Source organism: Enhydrobacter sp. (assembly GCA_025808875.1).
Lineage (GTDB): Bacteria > Pseudomonadota > Alphaproteobacteria > Reyranellales > Reyranellaceae > Reyranella.
Genome location: CP075528.1, coordinates 5,162,750 through 5,187,425, shown reverse-complemented (window position 1 = coordinate 5,187,425; position 24,676 = coordinate 5,162,750). Strand labels below are relative to the sequence as shown.

At 68.2% G+C, this 24,676-nt stretch carries 24 protein-coding genes and 1 tRNA gene; 7 read left to right on the top strand and 18 right to left on the bottom strand.

All coding sequences use genetic code 11. The features are described from left to right. Positions 1-144: 144 nt before the first annotated feature. The gene (locus tag KIT25_25720) at positions 145-795 is read left to right on the top strand and encodes a hypothetical protein (GenBank protein UYN95362.1); all 651 of its coding nucleotides are present in this window, start codon (positions 145-147) and stop codon (positions 793-795) included. Further along, positions 792-1,622: an alpha/beta fold hydrolase gene (locus KIT25_25715; GenBank protein UYN95361.1), complete on the top strand. Its 831-nt coding sequence runs from the start codon at positions 792-794 to the stop codon at positions 1,620-1,622. The genes KIT25_25720 and KIT25_25715 overlap by 4 nt, the downstream gene beginning before the upstream one ends. 60 nt (positions 1,623-1,682) lie before the next feature. Here the strand turns inward: KIT25_25715 and KIT25_25710 are convergent, their stop codons facing one another. The 4 genes from KIT25_25710 to KIT25_25695 all read right to left on the bottom strand — a co-directional run bounded on the left by KIT25_25710 (position 1,683) and on the right by KIT25_25695 (position 9,120). After that, positions 1,683-3,734 (bottom strand): response regulator, encoded by a 2,052-nt coding sequence (locus KIT25_25710; GenBank protein ID UYN95360.1) that lies wholly within the window; start codon positions 3,732-3,734, stop codon positions 1,683-1,685. Further along, entirely contained in the window at positions 3,727-4,110 is a 384-nt protein-coding gene (locus KIT25_25705; GenBank protein ID UYN95359.1) for a response regulator, read from the bottom strand. Before KIT25_25705 ends, KIT25_25710 begins: the two co-directional genes overlap by 8 nt. A gap of 4 nt (positions 4,111-4,114) precedes the next feature. Next, positions 4,115-6,661, bottom strand: coding sequence for a PAS domain S-box protein (locus KIT25_25700; GenBank protein UYN95358.1), 2,547 nt, complete (start codon positions 6,659-6,661; stop codon positions 4,115-4,117). A 215-nt stretch (positions 6,662-6,876) separates the two neighbouring features. Beyond that, positions 6,877-9,120: a response regulator gene (locus tag KIT25_25695; protein ID UYN95357.1), complete on the bottom strand. Its 2,244-nt coding sequence runs from the start codon at positions 9,118-9,120 to the stop codon at positions 6,877-6,879. A 369-nt stretch (positions 9,121-9,489) separates the two neighbouring features. Between KIT25_25695 and KIT25_25690 the strand changes: the two genes are divergently transcribed. Further along, on the top strand, positions 9,490-10,809 hold the full coding sequence (locus tag KIT25_25690; protein ID UYN95356.1) for an FAD-binding oxidoreductase: 1,320 nt from the start codon (positions 9,490-9,492) through the stop codon (positions 10,807-10,809). A 7-nt stretch (positions 10,810-10,816) separates the two neighbouring features. Here KIT25_25690 and KIT25_25685 read toward each other — a convergent pair whose 3' ends face one another. Continuing rightward, entirely contained in the window at positions 10,817-11,725 is a 909-nt protein-coding gene (locus tag KIT25_25685) for an LLM class flavin-dependent oxidoreductase (protein UYN95355.1), read from the bottom strand. A 253-nt stretch (positions 11,726-11,978) separates the two neighbouring features. Here KIT25_25685 and KIT25_25680 point away from each other — a divergent pair, with 253 nt between their 5' ends. Together KIT25_25680 and KIT25_25675 are read left to right on the top strand one after the other, a co-directional pair. Next, complete coding sequence (locus KIT25_25680; protein UYN95354.1) at positions 11,979-12,290, top strand: hypothetical protein; 312 nt, start codon at positions 11,979-11,981, stop codon at positions 12,288-12,290. A 220-nt stretch (positions 12,291-12,510) separates the two neighbouring features. Next, on the top strand, positions 12,511-12,822 hold the full coding sequence (locus KIT25_25675) for a hypothetical protein (protein UYN95353.1): 312 nt from the start codon (positions 12,511-12,513) through the stop codon (positions 12,820-12,822). A 132-nt stretch (positions 12,823-12,954) separates the two neighbouring features. On the opposite strand, the gene KIT25_25670 is transcribed toward KIT25_25675, so the two are convergent. The 5 genes from KIT25_25670 to KIT25_25650 form a co-directional block, all read right to left on the bottom strand. Then, complete coding sequence (locus KIT25_25670) at positions 12,955-13,512, bottom strand: hypothetical protein (GenBank protein UYN95352.1); 558 nt, start codon at positions 13,510-13,512, stop codon at positions 12,955-12,957. A 48-nt stretch (positions 13,513-13,560) separates the two neighbouring features. Beyond that, positions 13,561-14,709 (bottom strand): hypothetical protein, encoded by a 1,149-nt coding sequence (locus tag KIT25_25665; GenBank protein UYN95351.1) that lies wholly within the window; start codon positions 14,707-14,709, stop codon positions 13,561-13,563. Beyond that, a complete protein-coding gene (locus KIT25_25660) occupies positions 14,706-15,059 on the bottom strand; it encodes a hypothetical protein (GenBank protein ID UYN95350.1) in 354 nt (117 codons plus the stop codon). Before KIT25_25660 ends, KIT25_25665 begins: the two co-directional genes overlap by 4 nt. Positions 15,060-15,360: 301 nt before the next feature. Further along, entirely contained in the window at positions 15,361-15,825 is a 465-nt protein-coding gene (locus KIT25_25655; protein ID UYN95349.1) for a hypothetical protein, read from the bottom strand. A 115-nt stretch (positions 15,826-15,940) separates the two neighbouring features. Beyond that, positions 15,941-16,558 carry a hypothetical protein gene (locus KIT25_25650; GenBank protein ID UYN95348.1) on the bottom strand — a complete coding sequence of 206 codons (618 nt, stop codon included), beginning with the start codon at positions 16,556-16,558 and terminating at the stop codon, positions 15,941-15,943. 274 nt (positions 16,559-16,832) lie between these two features. On the opposite strand from KIT25_25650, the gene KIT25_25645 reads away from it, so the two are divergent. Both KIT25_25645 and KIT25_25640 read left to right on the top strand, forming a co-directional pair. Next, positions 16,833-17,636 (top strand): hypothetical protein, encoded by an 804-nt coding sequence (locus KIT25_25645; protein UYN95347.1) that lies wholly within the window; start codon positions 16,833-16,835, stop codon positions 17,634-17,636. Beyond that, the gene (locus KIT25_25640) at positions 17,633-18,301 is read left to right on the top strand and encodes a response regulator transcription factor (protein UYN95346.1); all 669 of its coding nucleotides are present in this window, start codon (positions 17,633-17,635) and stop codon (positions 18,299-18,301) included. The genes KIT25_25645 and KIT25_25640 overlap by 4 nt, the downstream gene beginning before the upstream one ends. A 42-nt stretch (positions 18,302-18,343) precedes the next feature. On the opposite strand, the gene KIT25_25635 is transcribed toward KIT25_25640, so the two are convergent. From KIT25_25635 to rsmI, 8 genes are all read right to left on the bottom strand, one after another. Further along, the gene (locus tag KIT25_25635) at positions 18,344-20,077 is read right to left on the bottom strand and encodes a hybrid sensor histidine kinase/response regulator (protein ID UYN95345.1); all 1,734 of its coding nucleotides are present in this window, start codon (positions 20,075-20,077) and stop codon (positions 18,344-18,346) included. A 356-nt stretch (positions 20,078-20,433) separates the two neighbouring features. Next, a tRNA-Arg gene (locus KIT25_25630) sits at positions 20,434-20,510 on the bottom strand. A gap of 23 nt (positions 20,511-20,533) precedes the next feature. Beyond that, positions 20,534-20,971, bottom strand: coding sequence for an aminoacyl-tRNA hydrolase (gene arfB / locus KIT25_25625; protein ID UYN95344.1), 438 nt, complete (start codon positions 20,969-20,971; stop codon positions 20,534-20,536). After that, positions 20,968-21,537 (bottom strand): ankyrin repeat domain-containing protein, encoded by a 570-nt coding sequence (locus KIT25_25620; protein ID UYN95343.1) that lies wholly within the window; start codon positions 21,535-21,537, stop codon positions 20,968-20,970. Before KIT25_25620 ends, arfB begins: the two co-directional genes overlap by 4 nt. Continuing rightward, a complete protein-coding gene (gene gshB / locus KIT25_25615; protein UYN95342.1) occupies positions 21,534-22,493 on the bottom strand; it encodes a glutathione synthase in 960 nt (319 codons plus the stop codon). Before gshB ends, KIT25_25620 begins: the two co-directional genes overlap by 4 nt. Positions 22,494-22,529: 36 nt before the next feature. Continuing rightward, positions 22,530-23,393 (bottom strand): transglutaminase family protein, encoded by an 864-nt coding sequence (locus KIT25_25610; GenBank protein ID UYN95341.1) that lies wholly within the window; start codon positions 23,391-23,393, stop codon positions 22,530-22,532. Then, entirely contained in the window at positions 23,390-23,755 is a 366-nt protein-coding gene (locus tag KIT25_25605) for a YraN family protein (GenBank protein UYN95340.1), read from the bottom strand. The genes KIT25_25610 and KIT25_25605 overlap by 4 nt, the downstream gene beginning before the upstream one ends. Next, on the bottom strand, positions 23,752-24,648 hold the full coding sequence (gene rsmI / locus KIT25_25600; protein ID UYN95339.1) for a 16S rRNA (cytidine(1402)-2'-O)-methyltransferase: 897 nt from the start codon (positions 24,646-24,648) through the stop codon (positions 23,752-23,754). The genes KIT25_25605 and rsmI overlap by 4 nt, the downstream gene beginning before the upstream one ends. Positions 24,649-24,676: the final 28 nt, after the last annotated feature.

The window sequence follows — 24,676 nt, the reverse complement described above, 5'->3', positions numbered from 1 at the left end:
CCTGATTGTCCGCGTTGTGGACCATGCCGCCCTGGCCAACGCCTTGCGGCAGATCAAGTCGCCGGGCCCTACGAAGCGGATGATGATGATGTGGACGGTGCCCGGTCGGGCTATAATGACACATCGAAGAATGATCGAAACGACGTGACTGTTTCAGAGATCGCACCGACCGCGCCGCAACGCCTCAGGCGGCGGCGAGGGCCCGGTGAACCCGACGGACGGCAGGCGCGGCGCCTGCGCACCCGCACGGCGATGATCGAGGCCTTCCTCGATCTCATTCGCGAGCGCGACGCGGTGCCGACGGCGGTGCAGATCGCCGGGCGGGCCGGCTGTTCGACGCGGCTGGTGTTCGAGCGCTTCGCCGACTTCATCCAGCTCGCCCTCGCGGCGTTCGACCACATCATCCAGCAGGGCCTGTCGGTCCCGGCCGGCGACATGGTCACGCGCGACCGCGCCACGCGCATCGCCTTCCAGGTGAAGGTGCGGGCGACCAACTGCGAGAAGTGGCTGCCGTTGTGGCGGGTGCTGATGCGGGCCCCGCCGCGCGCGCAGCGGGCTTTCGCCGCCAAAATCGCCCTCGTGCGCCAGCTGACCCGGGCGCGGCTCGAGCTGATGTACGCCCCCGAGCTGGCCACTCTCGCGCCCGCCGAGCGCGAGGCAACCCTGATCGCGCTCGAGGCGCTCACCGACTACGAGGCGTGGGGTCGCCTGCGGGGCGATCATGGTCTGAGCGTCGAGCGCGGCTGCGCGATCTGGGAGCGGGCGATCGACCGGCTGCTGCCGCCCTCGCCGTGAAACGCATCCTCACGTTCCTGGTGCTCCTGACCGGGATGGCGGTTGCCGCCGCGGCGTGGGTCGGCCTGCCGTACCTGGAACATCGCTGGACCTATCACGTGCTGAGGGAGGCCGCCGACGGTCCGTGGGCCCGGCCGGCCGGCGCGGAGAAGGTGTCGTTCCGGACGGCGGGCGACGTGCGGCTGCGCGGCTGGTTCTTCAAGGCGGCCGCCCCGCGCAACGGCGTCACCGTGCTGGTGCTGGCCGGCAATTTCGGGCACCTGCCGTCCTATGTGCCGCACAGCCAGTTCCTGCAGCGGCGCGGCTTCGACCTCCTGCTGTTCAACTACCGCGGCTTCGGCATGAGCGACGGCGAGACGGAGAGCGAGGCGACGCTGACGCGCGACGCCGAGGCCGCGATGCGCTACCTGGCCCATCGCGGCATCGACCCGAGCTCGGTCGCCATCGTCGGCGTCTCGCTGGGCGCGCCGGTGGCGGCGACGCTCGCCGCGCGGACGCCCTGCCGCGCCGTCGCGCTGGTCAGCACCGTCGCCTCGGCCAAGGACAAGGCGCTGCTCGACAGGCCGTGGCTGCCGGCGTTCGTTCTCGACCATCTGACCAGCCCGTTCGACGCCGCGGGCGCGATCGACCGGGCGCGCTGTCCGGTGCTGGTGGTTCACGGTTCCGACGACGAATCGGTTCCGCTCGACCAGGCCGTCCAGGTGTTCGACGCAGCCCATGCGCCAAAGCGCCTCGTCGTGGTGCCGACGGCGGAGCACAACCTGCTGAACGTCCCGCCGGAGGACTATCTCGACGCCATGGCGTCGTTCTTCCTCAAGCGGCGGTGACGAGACCGTCCGCACGGCGGACAGGACATGGGGCCGGCGCGAGCGGTCCGTCCGGCGACGTCAGTTGTCGGCCGGCTTTTCGAGAGCGCGGTCGAGGATCTGCGCCAGGTCGGCCTTCCGGAACGGCTTGTTGATCAGCAGCACGCCGGGCAGCAGGCGGCCGTCGGCTGCAATGGCGTCTCTCGGGTATCCCGACATGAAGACGATGCGCGTGTGCGGCCAGCGCCGGCCCACCTCCTCGGCAAGAGCACGTCCATCGATCGTGCCGGGCATGACCACGTCGGTCAGCAGAACGTCGTACGGTCTCTCGGCACTTTCCATGGCCACGATTCCGGCGGCCCCTCCGTTCGCTTCGGTCACGTCACAGCCAAGGCCTTGCAGCTGCAGCAGAACGGCAGCACGAACCTGCGGATCATCCTCGACAAGCAGGACTCGATGGCGGCGTTGCACCACCGGTGCGCGCGGAAGCGATTCGGCCTGATCCGGCGCGCCCTCCGCACGCGGCAGAAAGAGTCGAACGGCGGTGCCGCGCCCGAGTTCGCTGTCGATCTCGACGTGCCCCCTGGATTGACGAACGAAGCCGTACACCATGCTGAGGCCGAGGCCCGTTCCCTTGCCCTCCGGCTTGGTGGTGAAGAACGGCTCGAAGACGCGCGCCAGTACATCCGGCGCCATGCCGCTGCCGCTATCGCGCACTTCCAGCACGACATGGTCGCCCGCGACCGCATCCGGATGGCGGGTGGCCGCCACGGCGGTATTGAAGGTTCGAATCGAGAGTCGGCCGCCGTCAGGCATGGCATCGCGCGCGTTCACGCAGAGATTGAGCAGGGCTGCCTCGAGCTGGGCGCGGTCGATGCTCACCGTCCACAGGCCATCGTCGAGATCTTCGGACAGCTCCACGTGCTCGCCCAGCGAGCGGCGCAGCAGCTTGCCCGTTCGGGCGACCAGTTCGTTGACGTCCACGGCACGCGGCTTGAGAGGCTGCTTGCGCGAGAAGGCGAGGAGGGACCGGACCAGCTCCGAGGCGCGACGCACCGAGTGGGCGATCCGATCGACACGCTCGACGATTTCCACCGGCAGGTCGTCGGCTTCCGCCAGCGACTCGGCGTTCGCCAGGATGACGTTGAGGATGTTGTTGAAGTCATGAGCAATGCCACCAGTCAACTGACCGACCAGTTCGAGGCGTTGCGACTGGCGGAGCTGCTGCTGGGTGTGGCGCAGATCCTCGATATCGGTACAGGTGCCGACCCATTTGATCGTCCCGCCTTTTTCGTCGCGTTCCGGCACGGCTCGGATCAGCCACCATCGCCAGGCGTCGTCGGCGCGCTTCAAGCGTGCTTCGGCGGACCATGGCGTGCCGGCGCGCAGCGCGTCCCGCCAGGTCGCCAGGACCGTCTCCCTGTCGTCGGCATGAAGGGGCGCGGCCCAACCGTCGCGCTCGTCAGGTTCCGCGAGGCCGGTATAGTCGTTCCAGTGCCGGTTCACGTAGACGGTGTGCCCCCGCGGTGACGCGATCCAGACCATCTGCGGCAGCGCGTCGGCCAGGATTCGAAACTCGGCTTCGCTTTGGCGCAACGCACTTTCGACGGCCTTGCGCTCGTCGAGGTCGCGCTGCAATGCACGGTTGGCCTCTTCGAGCTGCAAGGACTTCTCCTCGAGCTTGCGGATCAGAGTCTGACTGTAGAGTTTCAACGTCTCGAGCTCATCGCCCGACGGCGCGGCCGGCAGCACCGCCGGGGCGGCGAGTCGGGCCCGCACGACCTCGATCTCGGCCAGAATCCGCTCGGGTTCCGCCGGCTTGAGAACGAAGGCATCGGCCCCGAGATCGAGCGCCAGCTGCTCGTCCTGCGGTTCGGTGTAGGTCGCGGTGTAGACGATGAAGGGGATCGGCCGCAGGACGGCGTCGCTCCTCCAGTGTCGCAGCAACGTGTAACCGTCCATCACCGGCATCAGCAGGTCGCTGATCGCTAGCGCCGGCGGCGCCTGACGCGCCTTGACCAGCGCCTCGGCGCCATGCCGTGCAACATCGACCTCGAAGCCGTGGCCCTTGAGGAGAGTCTGCAGGTAGTAGCGGTTCTCCTCCTTGTCATCGACGACGAGAACCCTAGCCATCGCGACCGCCCCGCCCGACGATGTCCTCCAGCTCGGCGACGAAGGTATCGGGATTGATGGGCTTCTCGATGTAACCCGTGCAGCCGGCGGCGAGCGACTTTTCCCGGTCGCCGGCCATGGCGTAGGACGTCACGGCAACGATCGGCGTGTTGCCCAGGGTATCGACGGCCCGCAGCGCACGCGCGACGTCGTAGCCGTCCATCATGGGCAACTGGATGTCGAGCAGGATGAGGTCGGGATTCCAGGAGCGGGCGCACTCGATGCCCCGTGGCCCTTCGGCCTCCGACCTCACCTCGAAGCCGTGCCGCTCGAGCAGGAAAGTCACGAGGTAGCGGTTCTGCTCGTTGTCCTCGATCACCAGCACGCGTCGCTTCATGGCATCACGACTCCCCGACCGGCAGGGTAAGTATGAACGTACTGCCCCGTTGCCACTCGCTGAGAGCGACGATCTCGCCGCCCATGATGGCGGCGAGGCGCCTGCAGATCGACAGGCCGAGGCCGGTTCCTTCGTGCTGACGCGCCAGTCCGCTGTCGAGCTGGCGGAAAGGCGCGAAAAGCTGGTCCATGTCTTCGGCCTTGATGCCGATGCCCGAATCGGCGATCGCGACACGCACCGCCGCCACAGGCACGGCATCGGGTGCGGCTCGGTAGGCCGGGACGAGCGTGGCGGAGAGCGAAACTCCGCCGCGATCGGTGAACTTGATGGCGTTGCTCAGGAGATTGAGCAGGATCTGCTCGACACGGCGCGCGTCGCCCACCATCTCGCCGACTTCACTCGCCACGACGACGTCAAGCGCGAGGCCCTTCCGTTCGGCATGAGGACGAACGGAGCCGGCCGCGCGGTCTATCAATCCCGGCAAGTCCAACCGCTCGCGGCGGACCTGGAATTGTCCGGCCTCGATCTTGGAGATGTCGAGCACGTCGTTGATGAGAGCGAGAAGGTGTCGCGCACTGCCGCGAACCATGCCGAGCTGCTTCTCCTGCTCGGCATTGAGTGGGCCGGCCAGATTCTGGAGCAGGATGCCGGTGAATCCTATGATGGAATTGAGCGGGGTCCTGAGCTCGTGCGACATCGTTGCAAGGAAAGCCGACTTGAGGCGGTCGGCGTTCTCGGCCCGCACCAGAGCCGAGGCAAGTTCCATCGTGCGCTCTTCGACCTTGCGCTCCAGCGTCTGGTTGAGATCCCTCAGTGTACGCTCGGCCGCGCGACGCTCCGTGATGTCGCGGACCATGGCCAACACATGCCCGTCGGGTGCTCTGGTGGCAATCACCTCCGCGGGAAACGTCGAGCCGTCCTTTCGTCTGAATGTCCACTCACGGCGATGATCCTTGCCCGCCCCGAGATCGTCGAGCGTGGGCGCAATGCGATCGACATCGGCTGGCGCAACGATGGCAACAGCGTCGAGCCCGACCAGTTCCTCGCGGCTGTAGCCGAGCATGCGGCACATGCTGACATTGGCGTCGAGGTAACGGGATTCCATGTCGGCGATCAGTATGCCGTCGGGCGCATATTCGAAGAGCGTGCGATAGCGTGCCTCGCTCAGCCGCATGGCCTGTTCGGCGCTCAGCCGCTCCGAAATATCGATGCCGACGCCGACCAGGCACGACGAACCGTGCAGGACGACACGGCGGCCGGTGAAGAAATAGGGCCGGATGGTACCGTCCTTCGCCCGAAAGGGAGCCTCGACGAACGCGTCGCCGCTGTCGAAGACCTCGGAAATGCGGGCACGCAGCAGGGGACGGTCGCGCTCCTCGAAGAACTCGAGCGGATGCATGCGAGCGATCTCGTCGCGCGAGTAGCCGGTCACCTTCTCGAAGTTGCCGTTCCACCGCCGGAAGCGACCGGACTGATCGTAGCAGTAGGCGACTCCCGGCATGGCATCGATCATCGACTCGGAGAATTGCTGTTCGGCTCGTACCGTCTCCGCGGCGTCTCGCCCGTCCTTCGCGCGCTTCTGAGCGTCGAGCGCGAAGGAGATGTCGCCGGCGACCTCCACCAGCAGAGCAAGCTCCTCGTCGGTGAAGTAGCCGGCCTCGCGGGCGTAGACGATGAGCACCCCGACAGGGATTCCTTCCATGCGCACGGGTATCGCCGCCCAGGCCATGATGCCCGACCGTTCTATCTGCGGTCGCCAGGCGAGCGTGGCGGGATCGGCCAGCGCGTCATTGCAGACATATGGTTGGCCCGAACGGAACGCCCGACCCGCCGGCCCCAAACCCTCCGGACGATGGTCGGTGTAGACCTCGACACTGTCGATGAAGTCGAGCGCCGAGCCGGCTCGCGCCACCGGTTCGAGCCGGCTGGTCCGGGCATCGTTCCATCCGATCCAGGCCGAGGCGAAACCGCCCGCTTCGACCAGGGCACGGCAAACCTCGTCGAACAGCGTCTCGCGATCCGTCAATCGAACGATTGCCCGATTGATCCGGCTGAGCGACCGATAGAGTCTCGACAGGCGAGCGAAGGCACGTTCCTGTCGCCGGACCGGACCAACATCGCGCACCACGGCGACCACGCCGACGGCTCGCCGCGCGTCGTCGCGAAGCGGCGACAGCGCGACAGTGACATCGACAGGCGTTCCGTCGCGCGCCCGCCAGATCGAGTCCAAAGGCGGCATCGCGGCACCTTCACGGATGTGCGCAAGAATGCCGTCCGCCCGCCGCGCCGGCGGCACGAGCCGGTGAACGGGGGCGCCCACGATCTCATGTGGGCCGTAGCCGAACATCGAAGCCGCCGCGCCTTCCCATGCGGTGACGAAACCTTCGAGGTCCAAGCCGATCAGCGCGTCCGGTGTTGCGCCCTGGATGGCGGCGAGCCGGCGTGCCGCCTGTCCACCGTCCGTCGCCGCGCGGCGCCCGGCCGGACGCTGCTCGCCACCGGCCGAGGCTTGCTTACGCGCCGGCGGCCGCACGACGACACCGCGCCGCATACCTGCGCGCCGGCCTGTCGCTGCCGATCAGCAATCGGCCTGCACCGTCCGATCCCGCCATCGCCTGCCCCCACCGCGATGCCCCGCGGATCGACGCTGCACGTCCGCGGGAGTTCGCCGCGCCCATCCCTCGAACCCACGAGAGCAAAGTCTAGACATGTCGCATCCGCGTCGCCCATCGGATTGCCTCCACTTTGGAGGCTTTCGGCACCCCCCTAGCGGGCTCCGCCGCGCGCGGCGTATCCGGCATCGAGCACCTTGCGGACCTTGCCCGCCAGTTCATGGCGGCGATAGGGCTTGCCCAGCAGCTCCGCGCCCGTGTCGACCCGTCCATGATGAACGATGGCGTTCTCGGTGTAGCCGGACGTGAACAACACCGCCAAGCCAGGCCGCAATCGGCGTGCCGCGTCGGCGAGCTCCCGGCCATTCATGCCGCCGGGCATGACGATGTCGGTGAAGAGCAGGGCGATGTCGGCGTGACCGCGCAGTGCCTCGAGCGCCGGCTGGCCGGCTTCCACCGCGGTCACGCGGTAGCCGAGGTCCCTCAGGAGCGATGTCGCATGCTCGCGGACGAGAGCGTCGTCCTCGACCACGAGCACATGCTCATTGCCGCCCTTCTCGTTGCGTTGGGGCGACAGCGGTGGCGCTTCGCTGTCGGCGGCAGCGCGCGGAAGGTAGATCTTGATCGTCGTACCCTGCCCAACCTCGGAATAGACCTTCACATGGCCGCCGGATTGCTTGACGAACCCGTAGACCATCGAGAGGCCAAGCCCGCTGCCCTTGCCGACCTCCTTGGTCGTGAAGAAGGGCTCGAAGACCCGGGCAAGCACTTCCGGCGCCATGCCGGTGCCGGTGTCCGATACCGAGACCATCACATGCTGGCCGGCGACGACGTCCTCGTTGACCCTCGCATAGGCGTCGTCGAGCGAGACGTTTGCCGTCTCGATGGTGAGGCGGCCGCCACCCGGCATGGCATCGCGCGCGTTGATCGCCAGATTCAGCAGCGCCACTTCCATCTGCCCGGGATCGGTCTCGACGATCCACAGGCCGCCGCCTCGCACGATCTCCAGGTCGATCTCCTCGCTGAGCGTACGGCGCAACAGGCCATCCATGCTGCCGACCAGTCGGTTGAGATCGATCGACCGGGGTTCGAGTGCCTGCCGGCGGGCGAAGGCCAACAGGCGGCGCGTCAGTTCGGCGCCGCGCTCGGCCGCGGACGCCGTCATCTCGGCCAGGCGGCGCAACTCGGCCCGGTCGTCGAGCCGGTCGGCGAGAGCCTCGGCGTTGCCGAGTATGACGGTGAGCAGATTGTTGAAATCGTGCGCCACGCCGCCCGTCAGCTGGCCGATGGCTTCCATCTTCTGCGCCTGGTGCAGTTTGCGATCGAGCTCCTCGATCGACTCGCGCTGACGCTGGAGCGACTCGGCGGTCCCGTTCATCACAGCCATGAGCGCACCGAGTTCCCCCTTGGGATGGGGCAGCGGGATGCGGGCGGACAGGTCGCCCTTCCCGAGACGCGAAGCCATCGTCGACATGCGCACCACTTCCCGGCGCACGCCGAGTTCGGCGATCAGCCAGGCGGCGGCGAAGGCCGCGACCGATACGGCCACCAGCACGACGATGTCCTGCCACAGGCGTCGGTCGGCCGGCGCCAGGATCTCGGCCCTTGGCACCCCGAGCAGGACGAACAGGCCCGTATCGACCTTGCCCGGCCCGGCGACCGCCCAATAGTCGATCCGCCCACCGGCCTCGGCGACTGCACCCACCCGCGCCGTCGGGCTCTCCGACGCGAAGCGATAGAGCGCGGTGTCGCGAATCGTGTCGCCGCCATGAACGGTTTCGTGCGTCCCCCGGGTCCAGACCAGAACGGTGCCGTCGCGGTCGAGCAGCAGGATCTCAACACCCGGCAAGCGCCGATGGTGATTCGCCACGAACTTGGAGAGATCGAGCGAGGCCAGCAGGACGAACTTCAGTTCGCCCGACGGGACGCGGGCAGGGTGGGCGATCTGCAGTACCGCCATGCCCGTGAGGCGACCGAAGGCAGGCTGAAGCGTCACCCCGCCATCCGCGGCAATGGCCTCGCGGAAATAGCGCCGATCCCTGAGGTCGAGCGATCGGCCGGTGCGCAGGGAGTCGCAGAACAGGTTGCCATCGGGATCGATGGTGAGAATGCCGGTATATTGCGGATGCGCCTCGCGCACCGAAGAGAGGAAGGCCGAACAGACGTCGCGATCCCGTGTCTCGAGATCGGAGGCCCGGGCGAGGCCGTAGTGGAGCTGGGCGGTGCCCTGGATCTTGTCCTCGAGGTCCTCGGCGACGATCCTGACCGCGATCGCCATGTTCTCGAGGGTGGAATCGATCTCCTTCGCACGCTCCTGAACGAAGCGAACACCGACCAGGATGGCCGGTCCCAGGATCGCCAGCGCGACCAGAATCAGAAGACGACTGCGAAGGCTCATCGGTTTCCGTCCCCCAACGACGTGCCAACTCCCCCTCGCGAGAGACGGCGGCAAAGGATAGCAGCATTGCCGCAACGGGCGAAAGGCACGGCACCTCCGACGGAGAGGTCGAGCGTGGAGTGCCGGAGCATTGCCGCCCGGATGGGGCGACAAACTTCGGCACGACGCATCGGGTCCGAGCCGGCAGCGATGCCGGAATTGCGGGACTCGCAGACTGCAACTTCAGGGCGGGATCGACCTTCTGCATGTGCGACGCGACCGCTGTCCACGCCTTCGAAAAGTTCGTTCGTCCATGGGCAGGGTGGGCGCGCGGGTTGCCTAGCCAAGGCCTCGGCACATGGGTGAAACTGCCCCCCGGACACCCGGACGATGAATGACCTGCTGACCACCGACTTCCGGAACGCGCCCTACTGGTGGGACGCCGCACCGCTGGAGGATCGTTCGACCGGCGCGCCGGCGCCGTCCTACGACGCGGTCGTCGTCGGCGCGGGCTACACCGGCCTGCGGGCCGCCCTGACCCTGGCGCGGGCCGGACGCAGTGTCGCGGTGTTCGACAAGGAGGCGCCGGGCTTCGGCGCGTCGCGCCGCAATGCGGGCTTCCTCGGCCGCACGCTGAAGAAGGCCTACATCGACCTGAAGGCCGCCCGGGGCCAGGCCCATGCCACGGCAATCTATCGCGACCTGTCGCTCGCCTATGAAAGCACGCTCGCCTTCATCGAGGAGGAGGACATCGCGTGCCACGCCGTGCGCTGCGGCCGCCTGGTCGCGGCGACGTCGCCTGCCCATTACGCCGTGCTGGAGCGCGAGCTGGCCGGCATGCAGGCCGATCTCGGACTGCCCTACCGGATGCTGCCGCGCGCCCGCCTGCGGGAGGAGATGGCGACCGATCTCTACGACGGCGGCGCCGTCATCCCCGATCTCGGATCGCTGCATCCGGGGCTCTATCACCGCGGCCTGATGGCGCGCGCGCTGGCCGCCGGCGTGGCGATCTTCGGTCCGTGCGAGGTGACGGCGGTCGAGCGGAGCGGCCGGGGCGAACGCTTCCGCGTCACCACGGCCGCCGGCGAGACGCGCGCACGGGACGTGGTGATCGCCACCAACGGCTACACGCCAAAGGGCCTGCCGTGGCACGCGCGGCGCGTGATTCCCTTCGTCGGCTACATGGCGGCGACCGAGCCGTTGCCGCCGGCGCTGCTCGAGAGGCAACTGCCGCATCGGCGCACGGTGATCGATTCCAACCTCGACATCGACTTCTTCCGGCCGGCGCCCGATTCGCCGCGCCTGCTGTTCGGCGGCGCCACGGCCAACGGGCTCACCGATCCCGTCGCCATCGCCGCGCTGCTGCACGGACGCCTCCGGCGCGCGCTGCCGGATCTCGCCGACGTCAAGCTCAGCCACGTCTGGACCGGCCAATGCGCCGGCACGTTCGACATGATGCCGCATATCGGATGCCACGACGGCCTGTGGCACGGCATGGGCTACAACTACGCCGGCGTTCCCATGGGATCGTTCTTCGGGCTGAAGATCGCCCAGAAGATCCTCGGCCTGCCGGAGGGCGCCACCGCCTTCGAGACGGCCGCCTTCCCGACCGTGCCGTTCTATCGCGGCGATCCGTGGTTCCTGCCGCTGGCGATGCGCTGGTTCGCCTGGAAGGACGCGCGGCTGGCGCGCCGCCGACCGCCCCCTTGAGCGGCGACTATTCGTGCGCCGCCCGCATCGCCGGCAGCACGTCGCGGGCGATACGCTCGAACACCAGCTTCTGCGCGTCGGCGATCGGGTAGTAGAGGGCGATCTCGGTGATGCCGAGCGCGATCACCTGGCCGACCAGCCGGGTGAAGGCCTCCTCGGACTCGTAGTAGTTGACCCGGCCGCCGCTGCGGCGGGCCGCCGCGTCGAACATGAGATAGGAGCGCCGCAGGCTGGCCGGGTCGCGCCCGATCGCCGCGCAGCGCGCATCGAGGAGGGCGACGCGCGCGCGCGTCTCCTCGAGCTGGGCCTCGAAGGTCGGGGCGAAGCTGATGCTGTTCCAGATGTCGGCGTGGCGCGCGGTGTGGCCCAGCATGACCGGCCCCATGGCGGCGATCATGAGGGGCGGCCGCGGCGACTGGACGGGACGCGGCCCGAGAGCGGCGCCCTCGACCCGGTAGAAGCGCCCCTCGAAGGTCGTCTCCTCCCGCGACAGCAGCCGGTCGACGATCTCGACATACTCGCCGAAGCGGGCGACCCGTTCCTTCGTGCTCCAGTTGTCGATGCCCATCATCCGGTACGACGGATCGACCACCAGGCCGGTGCCGAGGCCGACATCGAGCCGGCCACCGGAAATGTGATCGACGGTCAGCGCCTGCTGCGCGAAGTGGGCCGGGTTGCGCAGCGGGATCTGGGCGACCAGGGTGGTCAGGCGAACGCGCTTCGTGGCCTGGGCGACGGCCGCGACCTGCGTCCACAGCTCGAACCACGGCCCCTTGTTGCCGGCCCAGTCGACGAGATGATCGGCAAGGCCGATCGAATCGAAGCCGAGCTCCTCGACCTCGCGGCAGCGGCGCAGGAATTCGGGCCACGGCACGTTGGGCAGCACGAGCACGGAGAATCGGAGCGGCCTGGTCACGTCTTCACCTTTCCAGCGATGAACCATCGTAGCAGACGTCCATCCTTCATGCTCGAGGGAGATCGAGCGTCATCCTGCAGACGGGCCTTTGCCGCCGCCGGCTACGCCTCTTCCCACAAGCACGGCCGAAGACGCAGCAACCGGCATCACTTCAAGTAGCACATCCGTTCGACTGGCCCGCGCATCGACGACAAGGCAACGAGTCATCGGCCGAAGGTCGCGAACCGATCCCAGAATCCGGAGAAGCCGTCCGATGCGCAAACATCTCTGCATTGTCTCCGCCGCGATCGTGCTTGCGCAGATGCCGTCGCCGGCCGTCGCACAGAATGCGGCGCACTACATGGCCTACAAGTCCGCCGACAGTGCGTACTGGTCGGCATTCACCGATCAAGCACACTGCGAAAAGAGCGCGCATGGCCCTCGGCAATGCGTTCCCCACGTCTTTTGTGGCGCGACTTACTGGTTTCCCCAGGTCAGCTTCGATGGCGAGTACCGGTTCTCCACGTCCGACGTCGCCAGCATCAATGAACGCACCTCAGAGCGCGTCGTTTGCAAGGTCAAGTAGAAGGCACCCGGCCTTCATTCAATCCACGCCCGGCCTCCTTCGATTTCCCCGTGGCAGGGAGGGTGGACACTCCCGAATTCGTGTCGATCGATCCTGCCGTCCCGCCGAACCGAATCGCTTCAATTAGCACATGTGTTCGACTGGTCCGTGCGCCCGCGAAGATGCGAATGGTCGTCGGCCGAAACGGCGAAACGATCCTCAAGTCCGGAGAATCCGTCCGATGCGCAAACTGTTCCGCCTTGCCTCCACCTCGTTCGCGCTCGCGCTGGCGGCGTCGCCGGCCCTTGCACAGAACGCGTCGCCCTACATGGCCTACAAGCCTGCCAGCAACATGCATTGGTCGGCGTTCACCAATCAGGCGCAATGCGAAAAGGGCACGCATGGCTCCCGGCAGTGCGTTTCCCACATCTTCTGTGGCACGACGTTCTGGTTCCCCCGGGTCAGCTTCGACGGCAAGCAAGCGTTCTCGACGTCCGGCGTCGTCGGCATCGAGGAGCGCGGCTCGAGGCGAACCATTTGCAAGGTCCAGTAGGGCCGCACCTGGCGTCGGCCCATCGACACCCCGCCCCCTTCCATCTCCCGGGAGGGGACCGTTGTCGGGCTTGTCGGAGCAACACGCCGGCGCCGATACGTCGCCTGCCGCTTCGATGACTGCCGTCGGCGCTCAGGACAACCCATCGCGGGCGAGACGGCGTGCTTCCTCGACCGTGCCCGGCCGCCGCGGCCAGGCCGCGCCCGCGAGCTGGCGCAGGGTTTCCATCATGGCCACGACGTCGCCGGCGGGAATGCCCAAGCTGCCGGGCAGCCCGTCGATTCGCGTCCTGCCATCGGCCTGGCGCACGACGATCCGGGGTACGTCCACGCCCAGATGGATTGGATTGGCACCGAGCTTGCCGACCTGGAAGCGCTCGATTTCCGACCAAGCATAGCGCCGCTCCGATCGTGGGCCGTCGACGGCGCTGAAGCCGCTCTCGTCGATCCGCAGCCTGCCGCGCTCGCCGCGTGCCGTCCGCAGGGCGTAGTAGCTGACCAGGACGACCCAGGGGAGGACAAGGAGGGTCATCCACTCCATGGATCCGTCCGCCCTGGTGTACGTGAACAGGAGATGGCAGACACCGAGGAAGGTCCAGACGATGGCGAGCACGATCCATGCCCTGCCGGGCGGACTGACGATCTCCAACCTCCAGGGCATCGACTCATCGGTTGGCGTGCCGTCCATCATCACTTGCTCCTTGGCGTGCCCTCGAGCCCCAAGTGCACACCTCCTCGCTCACGCCCTCGACAGCAAACGCTCCACGGCGCCGAGCAGCGCCGAATTCACGGAATCGAGCGTCATCGCCAGATACAGGGCATAGAGGCCCCAAAGAAAGAACCCGAGGATGGCGCGATCGACGAAACGACCGAACCGACCCTGCGCCCCGTACAGGGCGGCAACGACGAAGGCGACGGCAAGGCCGCGGGTCTCGGCGTCGCCGAGGTCGACGCCCGCCCGATCGGCGACGAACATCACCACGAATACCGCGAGCACGGCGACGAAGCCGGGCGCAATGCTCAGGAACAGCGACGACAACGAGTCCGTTCGGTCGTGTCCGGCCGCCGTGGCGGGCTCACCGGTCGGCGTCCGGCGCTCCTCCAGTCCAAGCCACGCGCCGTAGAATGTACCGAACGCCACGACGAACAGCATGATGGCCGATGCCAACGTCGTCGGCTGCTCGCCGAGCGGATCGAGATCGGCAAGACCGGTTCCCGCATGGACCAGGAGGAAGGTCGCGGCGAGGGCGGCGAAGACAGCAGCGGCGAAGACGGGCCTCCCGGTCGATACGATCCGGCCGGCCAGCTCGGCCGTTCGCGGAAAGCGCGCCCCGCTCGCGCGAGACAGAGAGATCGTGAATGCCAGAGGCAGACCGATGATGGCCGCGAACAGCACGACGACGCCGGCATTTTCGGTCCGCTCCAGCCAGAGACCTCCGAAGGCGACCAGCAGCGTGGCCAATGGGAACCCGACGAAGTGGAAAAGCGGCGGCGGCCGAACCGCCCACCAGCGGCCGAGGACCCATCGCTGGGCCGCCGCCATCGCCCATCCCCAGAGGGGGGTGACGGCCAGCAGCACCAGTATGAGGCCGGACCTTTGCTCGTATCCCGCCGCCAGAATTCGATCCGCGATCGGCCGACCGACGAGCCAAAGTCCCCCGCCGATCGCATAGGTGACAAGGACTCCGGTCAGCAGCGCGGCCAGCGTGGCACGCACGGCGGACCAGCGATCCGCAAGCACGGATCGCACCGGCAGCCAGGCGGCGAGGAAGTACAGCGTCATCACCGCGAGGCCGCCCGCAGCGCTGCCGATGAAGATGGCGGAGAGGCCGACCAGGCCGGGGATTCGAACGAAGCGAAGTCCGTCGATGTGCGTCGGGGCGTTCATGCCTCGGGGGACCCGACGCACCCCAGCGCAGCAAGCCGGTGCCGCCGCACCAGGACGCCGGCGACCGCGCCCATGGCCAGCATCCCCGTCGCCGCGGCAAGCTCGCCATGGTCAAAGGCAGCGGCCATCGCCACGATCGACGACATCGAGACAGAGGCGCCAAGAGTTCCCGCCACGGTGCCACTGCCAGCGGCGGCCGTCATGGCACAGGCATTCTCCGCGAGTGCGAGAGGCAGGGAAATCACAATCGCCACAGCCGCCGCGATCAAGCCGGCCTGCCGCGCGAAGCGCGCACGGAGCAGTCGTTCGAGCGATTCCGCACGACCATCACCTGCTGCTTGCGCATGCATGGCCGATGACGCCCCGCAGCGTGCTCTCGCATTCACGAGTTCCATATCGCTCCGACATTCCCACGGAGCAACGATTCCCCAGAACGGACGCCACAGGCAATACGCCACATGTACTAGTGGCGAGACCCAAGTTGCTGGTCCATGGCGGTGCCAATGAGTTGCGCAGCGGCGCAGAAACCGCCGGCGCCCTTGCCGTAGCGACTGGTGGTGCTTCGGGCCAGTTTGAACACGCCGCGAGGCATGGGATCGCATTCGGTGCGCGGATCTTCCGTTAGAGACTCATGCCCCCGCCGGGACGTCCTCAGTCGCGCTGAAAGTCGACATGAAGGCTGACGCCCCGATCGGGCCGGTCGGACGGGCCGGGCCCGACGACGACGAAGACCTGGCCATCCTGAACCTCGGCGCGCCATCCGGTCATCGACGGATCGCCGAAGCTCCACGCGCCGAACGAGACGTCGGACCGGGTCCGCAGCAATGCCGCCACGAGTTCGACCACCGGCTTCCTCGTCGCGGATTCCGAAGAGACACCGCAACCGCGCTCCTCGTGACGGTCGCGGCCGGGGGCGACATAGCCCCCGGTGCTCGTCCGCGGATCCCACACCTCGTACATCCGGTTGATTCCCGCCCGGGTCAGCTCGAAGCCGCGCGCGCGCAATTCGTCGACGGCGGGGCCGAACTCGGTCAGGGAGCGCAGGCATACTTCCGCGAACAATCGCACCAACTGCCGCGCCGGCGAATCGTCGGCTCGGGCAGCGCCGGCAGCCATACTCGCGATCGCCAATCCGGCCGCAGCCGACGCCAGCCCGGCCGGAAGCCGCCCTGACCATCGATATACGCACCCGGGTCGTGGCCGGCGACTCACGGAAGCGGCCGCAATCGGATCAACGGGGCCGCCAGCCTTGCCCGGGCCACCGGTAGGTGCCGCTCCCGTCCTGCAAACAGCTCAGCACGGCGCCGTTCGAGTCGAACCGCACCGACTGGGTGCCGGCGGGACAACTCACGCACAGCAGGTTCTGGTTGTTGAAGTTGTAGCCCAGGTAGCCGGACTGACAGGGCAGGATACAGAACTTGTCGCTCCTGTTCGGCCTCGGCTGGTCCACCGTGCCGATCGGGCAGGTCCGGTTGTTCGGCAGGACGCTTACACTCCACGCATAAAACGCGCCTCGGACGGATCGTCCGCCGAGCGACGCGCCTCCACCTCCGCCGGCAGAACCCGAGCCTGAGCCCGCACCACCACCGCTACTGCCGGCCTGCAGGTTGAAGTCCCTGGGATTGCACTTGTAGTGCTCGACAGCCCGCAAGAGAGCGGCGCGATCCTTGGCGGCAAGATAGCCATCGACATACGGCGTGCGATCGCCGCCGAAACTGATGTCCCTGCACTTCGTCTTGACAGGACGGATGTTCTCGCCCCTCTGGGCGGTTTGCAGTCCGTTGTAGAGGCACTGGCAGTTGTTGAGATACTGCGCATGCGCTTCCGGCGCAGCGAGCACGATGAGCAAGCTCGACAACAGCAATGCCGGGAGACCGGCACCCAATAGCCTCACAAGCCTCGAGCTTGCCGCGGCGTCGACTCGCATCATCGTATCCCCTTCACGGTACCTCTTCGGAATGCCGTTGCGCAGGGTGCAGATCAGCCGAGGCCTGCATCACCGCGTCGTGGGAAGCATATCGGCTGTCCGTGAGGGCGAAAGTAGTACACTTCGGCTAGTCGGCACCGGCAGTGCTTCGGCTTACTCTTGCCGTCCTTAGTCACGTGCTCGGGGATCACTTCACTTGACGCCTTCGGCCTTCTTCCGAAATGGCCTGCACATTGGCGGTGCGTTAGGTGCCGCTTGCCTGATGGCCATGGGACAGGCCTTCGCCAGCGATGTCGTCACGATCTTCAACGCGCAGCAGCAACGCGACTGCCCGCCGGCATCCTGCGAAGGCGCCTACGTGATCGATCGCACCGCCAACGGCTTCGAGGTCAGGAAGCAACCCGGCCAGAACGTGGTCGATCTCGTGGTGGATGTCGAAAACGGCTATCTGCGCCTCAACGACGAAGGGACAGGTGGCGGCAACTTCGTCGTGACGGTGGCTCTATTCCGCGCAGAAGGAACGGCTCCGTTCGTCCTGGTGAGCGCCAACTCGTACGATGGACCCGCGATCTACAATAGCGTGCTGTACCTCGCGCGCTACGATCGCGGTCGCTTCTCCCGGGCGCCGGGAGCCTTTCCTCACCTGAGACCACACCATCTCGTTGCCGACGCGGCGCCGACTCACGATCACACCGGCGTCCTGATGGGAGACTTGAAAAGCGACGAAGTCTCGGACCCGCGGGACGAAGAATTCATCGCCTATATTCTGCCGCGGCGCGGCACGGTGGTGCGCGCCTATCTCATCCGATTCGACTCGACGGCGTGCGTGAAGGCAAACTGGCTGTCGCAGCCGCCGTCGCGTCGGGAGCAAGCGTGCGCCGGGCTGGATGAGAACATGGCGGCCATGAGAGAAATCCGCTTCGACCCGAAAAGCGGGCGCTTCACGGCAGGGCCGCGGATTGCCGCCAAAGCACCCGATCTGATGGAGGACGGCAAGTGAGCGGCGCGACAGACGACGCGCGGCGAGCCCTGGATGCCGCGCACGCGGTCAAGCGCGTCATCGTGGTCGACGATCACCCCGTCTTCCGCGACGGGCTTTGCCGCGTATCGAGGCGCGCGCATCCCGCCGCCACGATCGAGGAGGCGAGCACGCTCGAGGCCCTCGAAGCCCACCTCCTGCGAAAGCCGCGGCCCGACCTCATTCTGCTCGATCTCTCCTTCCCCGGCAGCCTGGGAGCCGAGACGGTGTACTCCCTGCGCAAGAGGTGTCCGCTGGCGACGATTCTGGTCGTCAGCATGAATGACGACGCCGAGACCGTACGTTCGGTCCTCGACAAGGGCGCCAACGGCTTCTGCAGCAAGGCGGTACCGGCGAGCGAGATGGTTGCAGCCCTCGACGCCGTGGCACGCGGCGAGCTCGTCGATCTGCGCGCCGCCGGGCCTTCGACGGCAGACGGACATACCGGCACCATCCTGCCGCCGCTGCCGCCGCGGCAGACCGAAGTGCTGTGCCTGCTGGTGCGCGGCTACTCGAACAAGGAGATCGCGCGCGAACTCGCCCTCTCGCCCTTCACCGTTCGCATCCACGTGTCCTCGTTGCTGCGCACTCTGGGCGTGAAGACCCGTGCGGCCGCGGCCGCGATCGGGGCGGAGGCGGGCCTTTGACGCACGGACGATGACCGGGCGCGCGCGGTCCGGCCATCGGAGCTATCCGCTCGACAGCATCGCGGATCGAAGCTGGCCGGGCGCCACGGGCTTGCGCAGGACCACTATGCCCTGCGAGCCGGCCTGCTCCTCCAGTTCGTCGTCTATCGCGGCGGACATCAGGATGCGCCTGCGCGGCGGCCCTGACCCGGGACCGTAGCCCACCAGGATGTCGAGTCCGTCATGTCCGCCTTGCAGATGGCGGTCGATCAGGAGGATATCATGGCCGTCGATATCGCGCGGCGGGTCCGCCATGGCCGTCACGTCGTATCCCCATTGACGCAGCAGGCGGCTCATCGCATCGAGCACGAGCGGATCGTCGTCGACGACCAGCACGGACTTGTCGATCACAGCCGGCTGACGCGAGCCACGAGAGGTCGTCGCGACGCGAGGGGCATCGGTGGTTCTCAGGCCGTCGAGAGAGAACGCGCTGCCCCGTCCCAGTCGAGACGACGCGACGAGCCTCAGTTTGAGAAGGGCGGCCAGGCGGGACACGATGGCAAGGCCGAGCCCCAACCCCTCGGGCTGCCGAGTGCCCGGCTGGGGCAGTCGCACGAAGTCCTCCATCACGGCCGTCAGACGGTCGGCGGGAATGCCCGGCCCCTGGTCGAGCACGACGATGCCGAGACCGTCGGGTCGGCGGCGAACGCCCACGAGCACCTTGCCTCCCGACGCGTACTTGATCGCGTTGGTGACGAGGTTCTGCACCATCGTCTGCAGCAACCCCGGATCGGTTTCGACGCACGCGGAGGTCCGGACGATGCGCAACGCCACGCCCTTGGCCTGAGCGGCCCGGCGATTGGTGGCGTCGATGGAGGCGAACACCTGGGCCAGGGGCACCGCCGAGATCACCGGCTGGATGCGACCCGTCTCGAGGGCGGACACGTCGAGCAGCGAGCGGAACTGCAGGGCCAGCACCTCGGTGGCCGTCTCGATCTGCCGGATGGCGCCGCGAATGTCGGGCGATAGACGCCGCTCCATCAGCCAGCCGACGAGCAGGCCAATGGCGTGGACGGGCTGGCGCAGGTCGTGGCTGGCCTGCGCGAGGAACCGCGACTTGCCGACATTGGCCGCCTCCGCGGCGCGGCGCTGAACCTCCAGTTCGGCGTTGACGCCGCCCAACTCGTCCAGACTCGCCTGGAGTTCGGCCGTCAGGCTGATGCGGTCACGCAGAAAGCGATTGATGCGGCTGGCCAGCACGGTCAGCGTCGCCAGATAGAGAAGGACCATGATCGCCGTGCTGATTCCGGCCGTGCCGACGTGATGGGCGGCGTGGGCGAGCGCGAGCAGGGGCAACGAAATCCAGAGACTGGCGAAGCAGGACCTGAGAAAGGCGTTCTGCGATGCCACGGCGCCGAGCGCGGTGCCGCCGAGGGCGATCGTGTAATAGAAGAAGGGTTCGAGCGAACCCAGGCTCGCGAGCATCGCGCCCGTTCCCCAGGCGATGGCGACGGCGGCGGTGAGCGAGGTGTGGAGCCAGCCGAAGATCGTTGGCCGCCACGCCGAGCGGGCGCGCCCGTAGGACACGGCCAGGGCGATCTGACCGAGGCTCAGTCCGACCTGGAGGACGGTCCAGTAGGTCAGCCATCGATCGGCGAAGACATCCCGGGGGCTGGTGCTGTCGACGGCGAGGGCCGCCAGCAGGACGACGGCGATATGGATGGACCAGCTTTTCGGCCCGTCCACGAACAGATGGTCGAGGCGCCAGTCGTGTCGCGTGGCGTCAGGGGGCGCCACGCCGCCCCCGCGCCGATCCTTTCCCCGCGTCTCTTGCATATCTACTGCACTTTGACAGTTTGCACTCTCAAAGCAACCCACGGCCCCGTCGCAGGACCGGCCCGGCCGACGACGCGAAGACGTCACACCGAAAGCGGCGATGGGTCAGTGCAGGACGACGTCAAAGCCGTTGACGTCGACGCCCGAGCCGGTGCCGTCGCGCGCCGCGCGTGCGCGACCGCCAAGAACGGCGGCGAGGTCGCCATCGCCATCGTTCGCCGGACGCAGCCAGTCGTGGTCGACACACGGGTTGGAAGCACATCCGCGGATTCGGCCGGCCTGCCGACCCGAGGTTCGCGGTTCTGTCCTCTTGGGAATGGCGTCCCCGAGAGGATTCGAACCTCCGACCTCCGGTTTAGGAAACCGCTGCTCTATCCAGCTGAGCTACGGGGACGTGGCGTCCCTATAGCACGAATCTCAGTCGTCGAGCCGCTTGTGCCGCAGCGACTTCAGCGCGCCGTGCCGCTTCTTGCCGTCGAGCCGGCGCTGCCGGCTCGCCCGCGTCGGGCGGGTCGGCTTGCGCGGCACCGGCGGACGGGCGGCGTCGCGCAGTAGCGCCAGCAGGCGCGCCAGCGCCTCCTCGCGGTTGCGCTTCTGGCTGCGCTCGCCCTGGGCCACGATCACCAGTTCGCCGTCGCGGGTCAGGCGGGCGCCGGCCAGGCGCTCGGCCCGCCGCTTCACCGCGTCGGGCAGCGACGGCGAGCCGCGCAGGTCGAAGCGCAGCTGAACGGCCGTGGCGGTGGTGTTGACGTGCTGGCCGCCGGGCCCCGAGGCGCGCACGAAGCTCTCGCGGATCTCCGCCGGATCGAGCCACAAAGTCGCGCTCACCCGGATCGGCGCGCCGGCCGGGCTCACTCGCGCCCGCCCGCCCGCCGCAGCATGGCCTCGATGCTGGTCCTGCCCGACTGCCGCGCGTAGGAGAGCGCGGTGCGCCCGGTGAAGTCGGGCACGTTGGGATCGGCCTTCTTCTCGAGCAGCAGACGCACGATCTCGGCATGGCCGAGGCGGGCCGCCACCATCAGCGCCGTCACGCCCTGGCGGGTCTGCGCGCCGGGCCGGGCGTTGCGCTTCAGCAGGAGGTCGGCGATGTCGGCATCGCCCTTCTCGGCGGCGCGGATCAACGAGGTGTAGCCCTCGCGGTCGAGCGCGTCGACCACGGCGCCCGATTTGAGGAGCGTTTCGACGACGCCGAGATGGCCGTGGAGCGTCGCCACCATCAGCAGCGGCTGGCCCGTCGTGTCGACCTGGTTGGAGTTCTCGCCCCGGAGCAGGAACTGGCGCACCTTCTCCTCGTCGCCTTCGCGCACCGCGCGCACGATCGGCTTGAGCGTCAGCAGATCGAGCTGCGCCAGCGCCGGGGCCATCGGCACGACCGACGCGACAGCCAGCAGGGCGGGAGCGAGGAAGGCGCGGCGGATCATCCCTTGCCCCGCGTTTCCTGGTAGCGCACCTCGATGCGATCCCAGATCTGCGCCTCGAGCGAGACGCCGTCGAAGCGGTCGATCTGCTGCAGGCCGGTCGGCGACGTGACGTTGATCTCGGTGAGGAAGTCGCCGATCACGTCGATGCCGACGAACAGCAGGCCGCGCCGCGCCAGCTCCGGCCCGATGATCTCGCAGATCTCGCGGTCGCGCCGGCTGAGCTCGGCCTTCACCGCCTTGCCGCCGACATGCATGTTGGAGCGCGCCTCGCCCGCCGCCGGCACGCGGTTGATCACGCCCGCCGCCCTGCCGTCGATCAGGATGATGCGCTTGTCGCCCTGGCGCACCTCGGGCAGGTAGCGCTGGGCGATCACCGGCTCGCGGCTGCGCTGCGCGAACATCTCGAGCAGCGAGGCGAAGTTCTCGTCGTCGGGCCGCACGCGGAACACGCCGGCGCCGCCGTTGCCGAACAGCGGCTTCAGGATGACGTCGCCGTGCTCCTTCCAGAACTCGCGCAGCGCGAGCGGGTCGGAGGTGATGAGCGTCGGCGGCATCACGTTGTCGAAATGGGTGACGAAGAGCTTCTCCGGCGCGTTGCGCACGCTCGCCGGGTCGTTGACCACGAAGGTCCGGGGATGGACGTGCTCGAGCAGGTGCGTCGTCGTGATGTAGGACATGTCGAAGGGCGGGTCCTGCCGCAGCAGCACCACGTCCGTCTTCGCCAAGTCGAGCATCTCGGCGGCGCCGAGGGTGAAATGGTTGCCCTTCTCGCGCCGGAGCTTCATCGGCTGGGCGCGCGCCATCACCTTGCGGTCGCGGAACACGAGGTCCCTGGGCGTGTAGTGCCAGACCGAATGGCCCCGCCGCTCGGCCTCGAGCCCGAGCACGAAGGTCGAATCGCCGTCGATGTCGATGGTCGAGACATGGTCCATCTGGATGGCGACAGTGAGCTTCATGGAGGGCTTTCCGTTGTGCTTGCGGGCCGGCTGCCGTCAGTTAAGCCCACGGCGCAGTTCCTGCAACAGGGCCGAGGCGCGCCGGCGCAGGGCGGGATCGGCGCCGTCCGAGCCGACATGCAGGAACCGCTCGAAGGCGGCGATCGCGGCGCGGCGCTTGTCGAGCCGGGCGTTGAGCTGGCCGGCCTCGAACAGCAGCTCCGGCCGGTCCGGCGCGATCGCCAGCATGCGATCGAGCGAATGCGTCGCGCCGAGCCAATCCTCGCGTTGCACCAGGCGCAGCCGCACGTTGTTCTCCAGCCGCAGGATCACGTCGCGATCCGGCACGGCGTCGAAATGCGCCGGGCTGAGCTCGGCGTCGTCGCCCAGCACCTTGCGCACCAGCCCGCGCAGGTCGGCGGCATCGCGCACGGCGCCGTCGTGGAACGGATCGATGACGTGCCGCGCACCGTCGATGGCGACGCGGATCAGGAAGTGACCGGGAAAGGCGAGGCCCTCGGCGTGCCAGCCCTGGCGCCGCGCGACGTGCAGATAGATCACCGACAGCGCCACCGGCAGACCCTTGCGCCGCTCGATCACGCGGGCGAGATCGGCGTTCTGCAGGTCGTCGTAGGTCTCGCTGTCGCCGCGATAGCCGTAGGCACGGGCGATGACTCCGGCCAGCGCCTCCGGCACCGCGCCGCGGCGGTGCACCAGGTTGGCCACGTCCTCCGCCAGCACCGCGACGTGCTGTCGGAACGGCCCGAGGTCGAACGTCTTCGCGCTGTACATCAAGCTCAGCACGAAGGCGGCCTCGAGCAGGTCGAGTCGCACGCCGTCGCCCGCGCACAGATCGCGCAGCCTCGCCAGCAGGCGGGGGTCGTTGGGGGGGATCGACACGGTATTCACTGCGGCGCTCACTCTGGCGCCCGCCAGACGTCGGGCAGATGGCGCGGCCACAGACCGCTCACCAGCACCGCGTCGAAGCGCACCGAGCACACGGCATGGCCGGGATGGCGGGCGATGAACAGGCTCGCCGCGCGCGCCACCCGGCCGAACTGGCGCCCGCCCAGCGCCTCGATCGCGACCAGCGCGTCGCGCCGCGCCTTGACCTCGACGAAGGCCAGCACGGCGCCGCGGCGCGCCACGATGTCGATCTCGCCAAGCCGCGTCTTGTAGCGCCGCGCGAGGATGGTGTAGCCGGCGAGGCGCAGCCGCCACACGGCGCGCCACTCGGCGACATGACCGAGGCGCTCGGCCTTCTGGCGAGCCGCGGTGGTCATGCCGCGAGCTCCCGCTTGAGCGCGAGCGCGCGGGCATAGACGTCGCGTCGCCTGAGACCGTAGCGCGCGGCCACCTCGGCGGCCGCGTCCTTGACCGAGGCGCCACCCAGGGCGGCGCGCAGCGCGTCGTCCAGCACCTCGGCTGCGGGTGCCGCCGTCGCTTCGGGCGGGCCGATCACGATGGCGATCTCGCCCTTCACGTCCGGACTCTTCGCATAGTGGCGCGCCAGCGCATCGAGCGGGGCGCGGCGCACCTCCTCGAAGAGCTTGGTCAGCTCGCGCGCCACAGCGGCGGGACGCGCGCCGAGCAACTCGGCCAGGTCGGCGAGCGACGGCGCCAGCCGGTGCGGGGCCTCGAAGAAGACCAGGGTCGCCGGCACGGCGGCGGCCTCGGCGATGGCGCGGCGCCGCTCGACGGCGCGCGCGGGCAGGAAGCCGCCGAAGAAGAAGCGTTCGGTCGGCAGGCCCGACAGGCCAAGCGCCATCGGCACCGCCGAGGGGCCGGGCGCGGCGGTCACGGCATGGCCACCGGCCAGCGCGGCGCGCACCAGGCGGTATCCGGGATCGGACACCAGGGGCGTGCCGGCATCGGACACGAGGGCGACGCGCCGGCCTCCGGCCAGGGCGGCGAGGATGCGCGGCTCGGCGGCGTCCCGGGTGGCGTCGCTGTAGGCGATAGTGGGCACGCCGATGCCGTAGGTGCTGGCGAGCTTGGCGAACACGCGGGTGTCCTCGCAGGCGATCAGATCCGCGCCGCGCAGGACGTCGAGCGCACGCAGCGTGATGTCGCGCATATTGCCGATCGGTGTGGCGACAATATGCAGGCCCGGCGCCAGCGATGGTTTACGCGGCGCCTGCCCGTCGGTAGCTTGTGACCGTTCGTCCACGTCCATATGCGTTCCGTCCGCCGGAGACACGCGC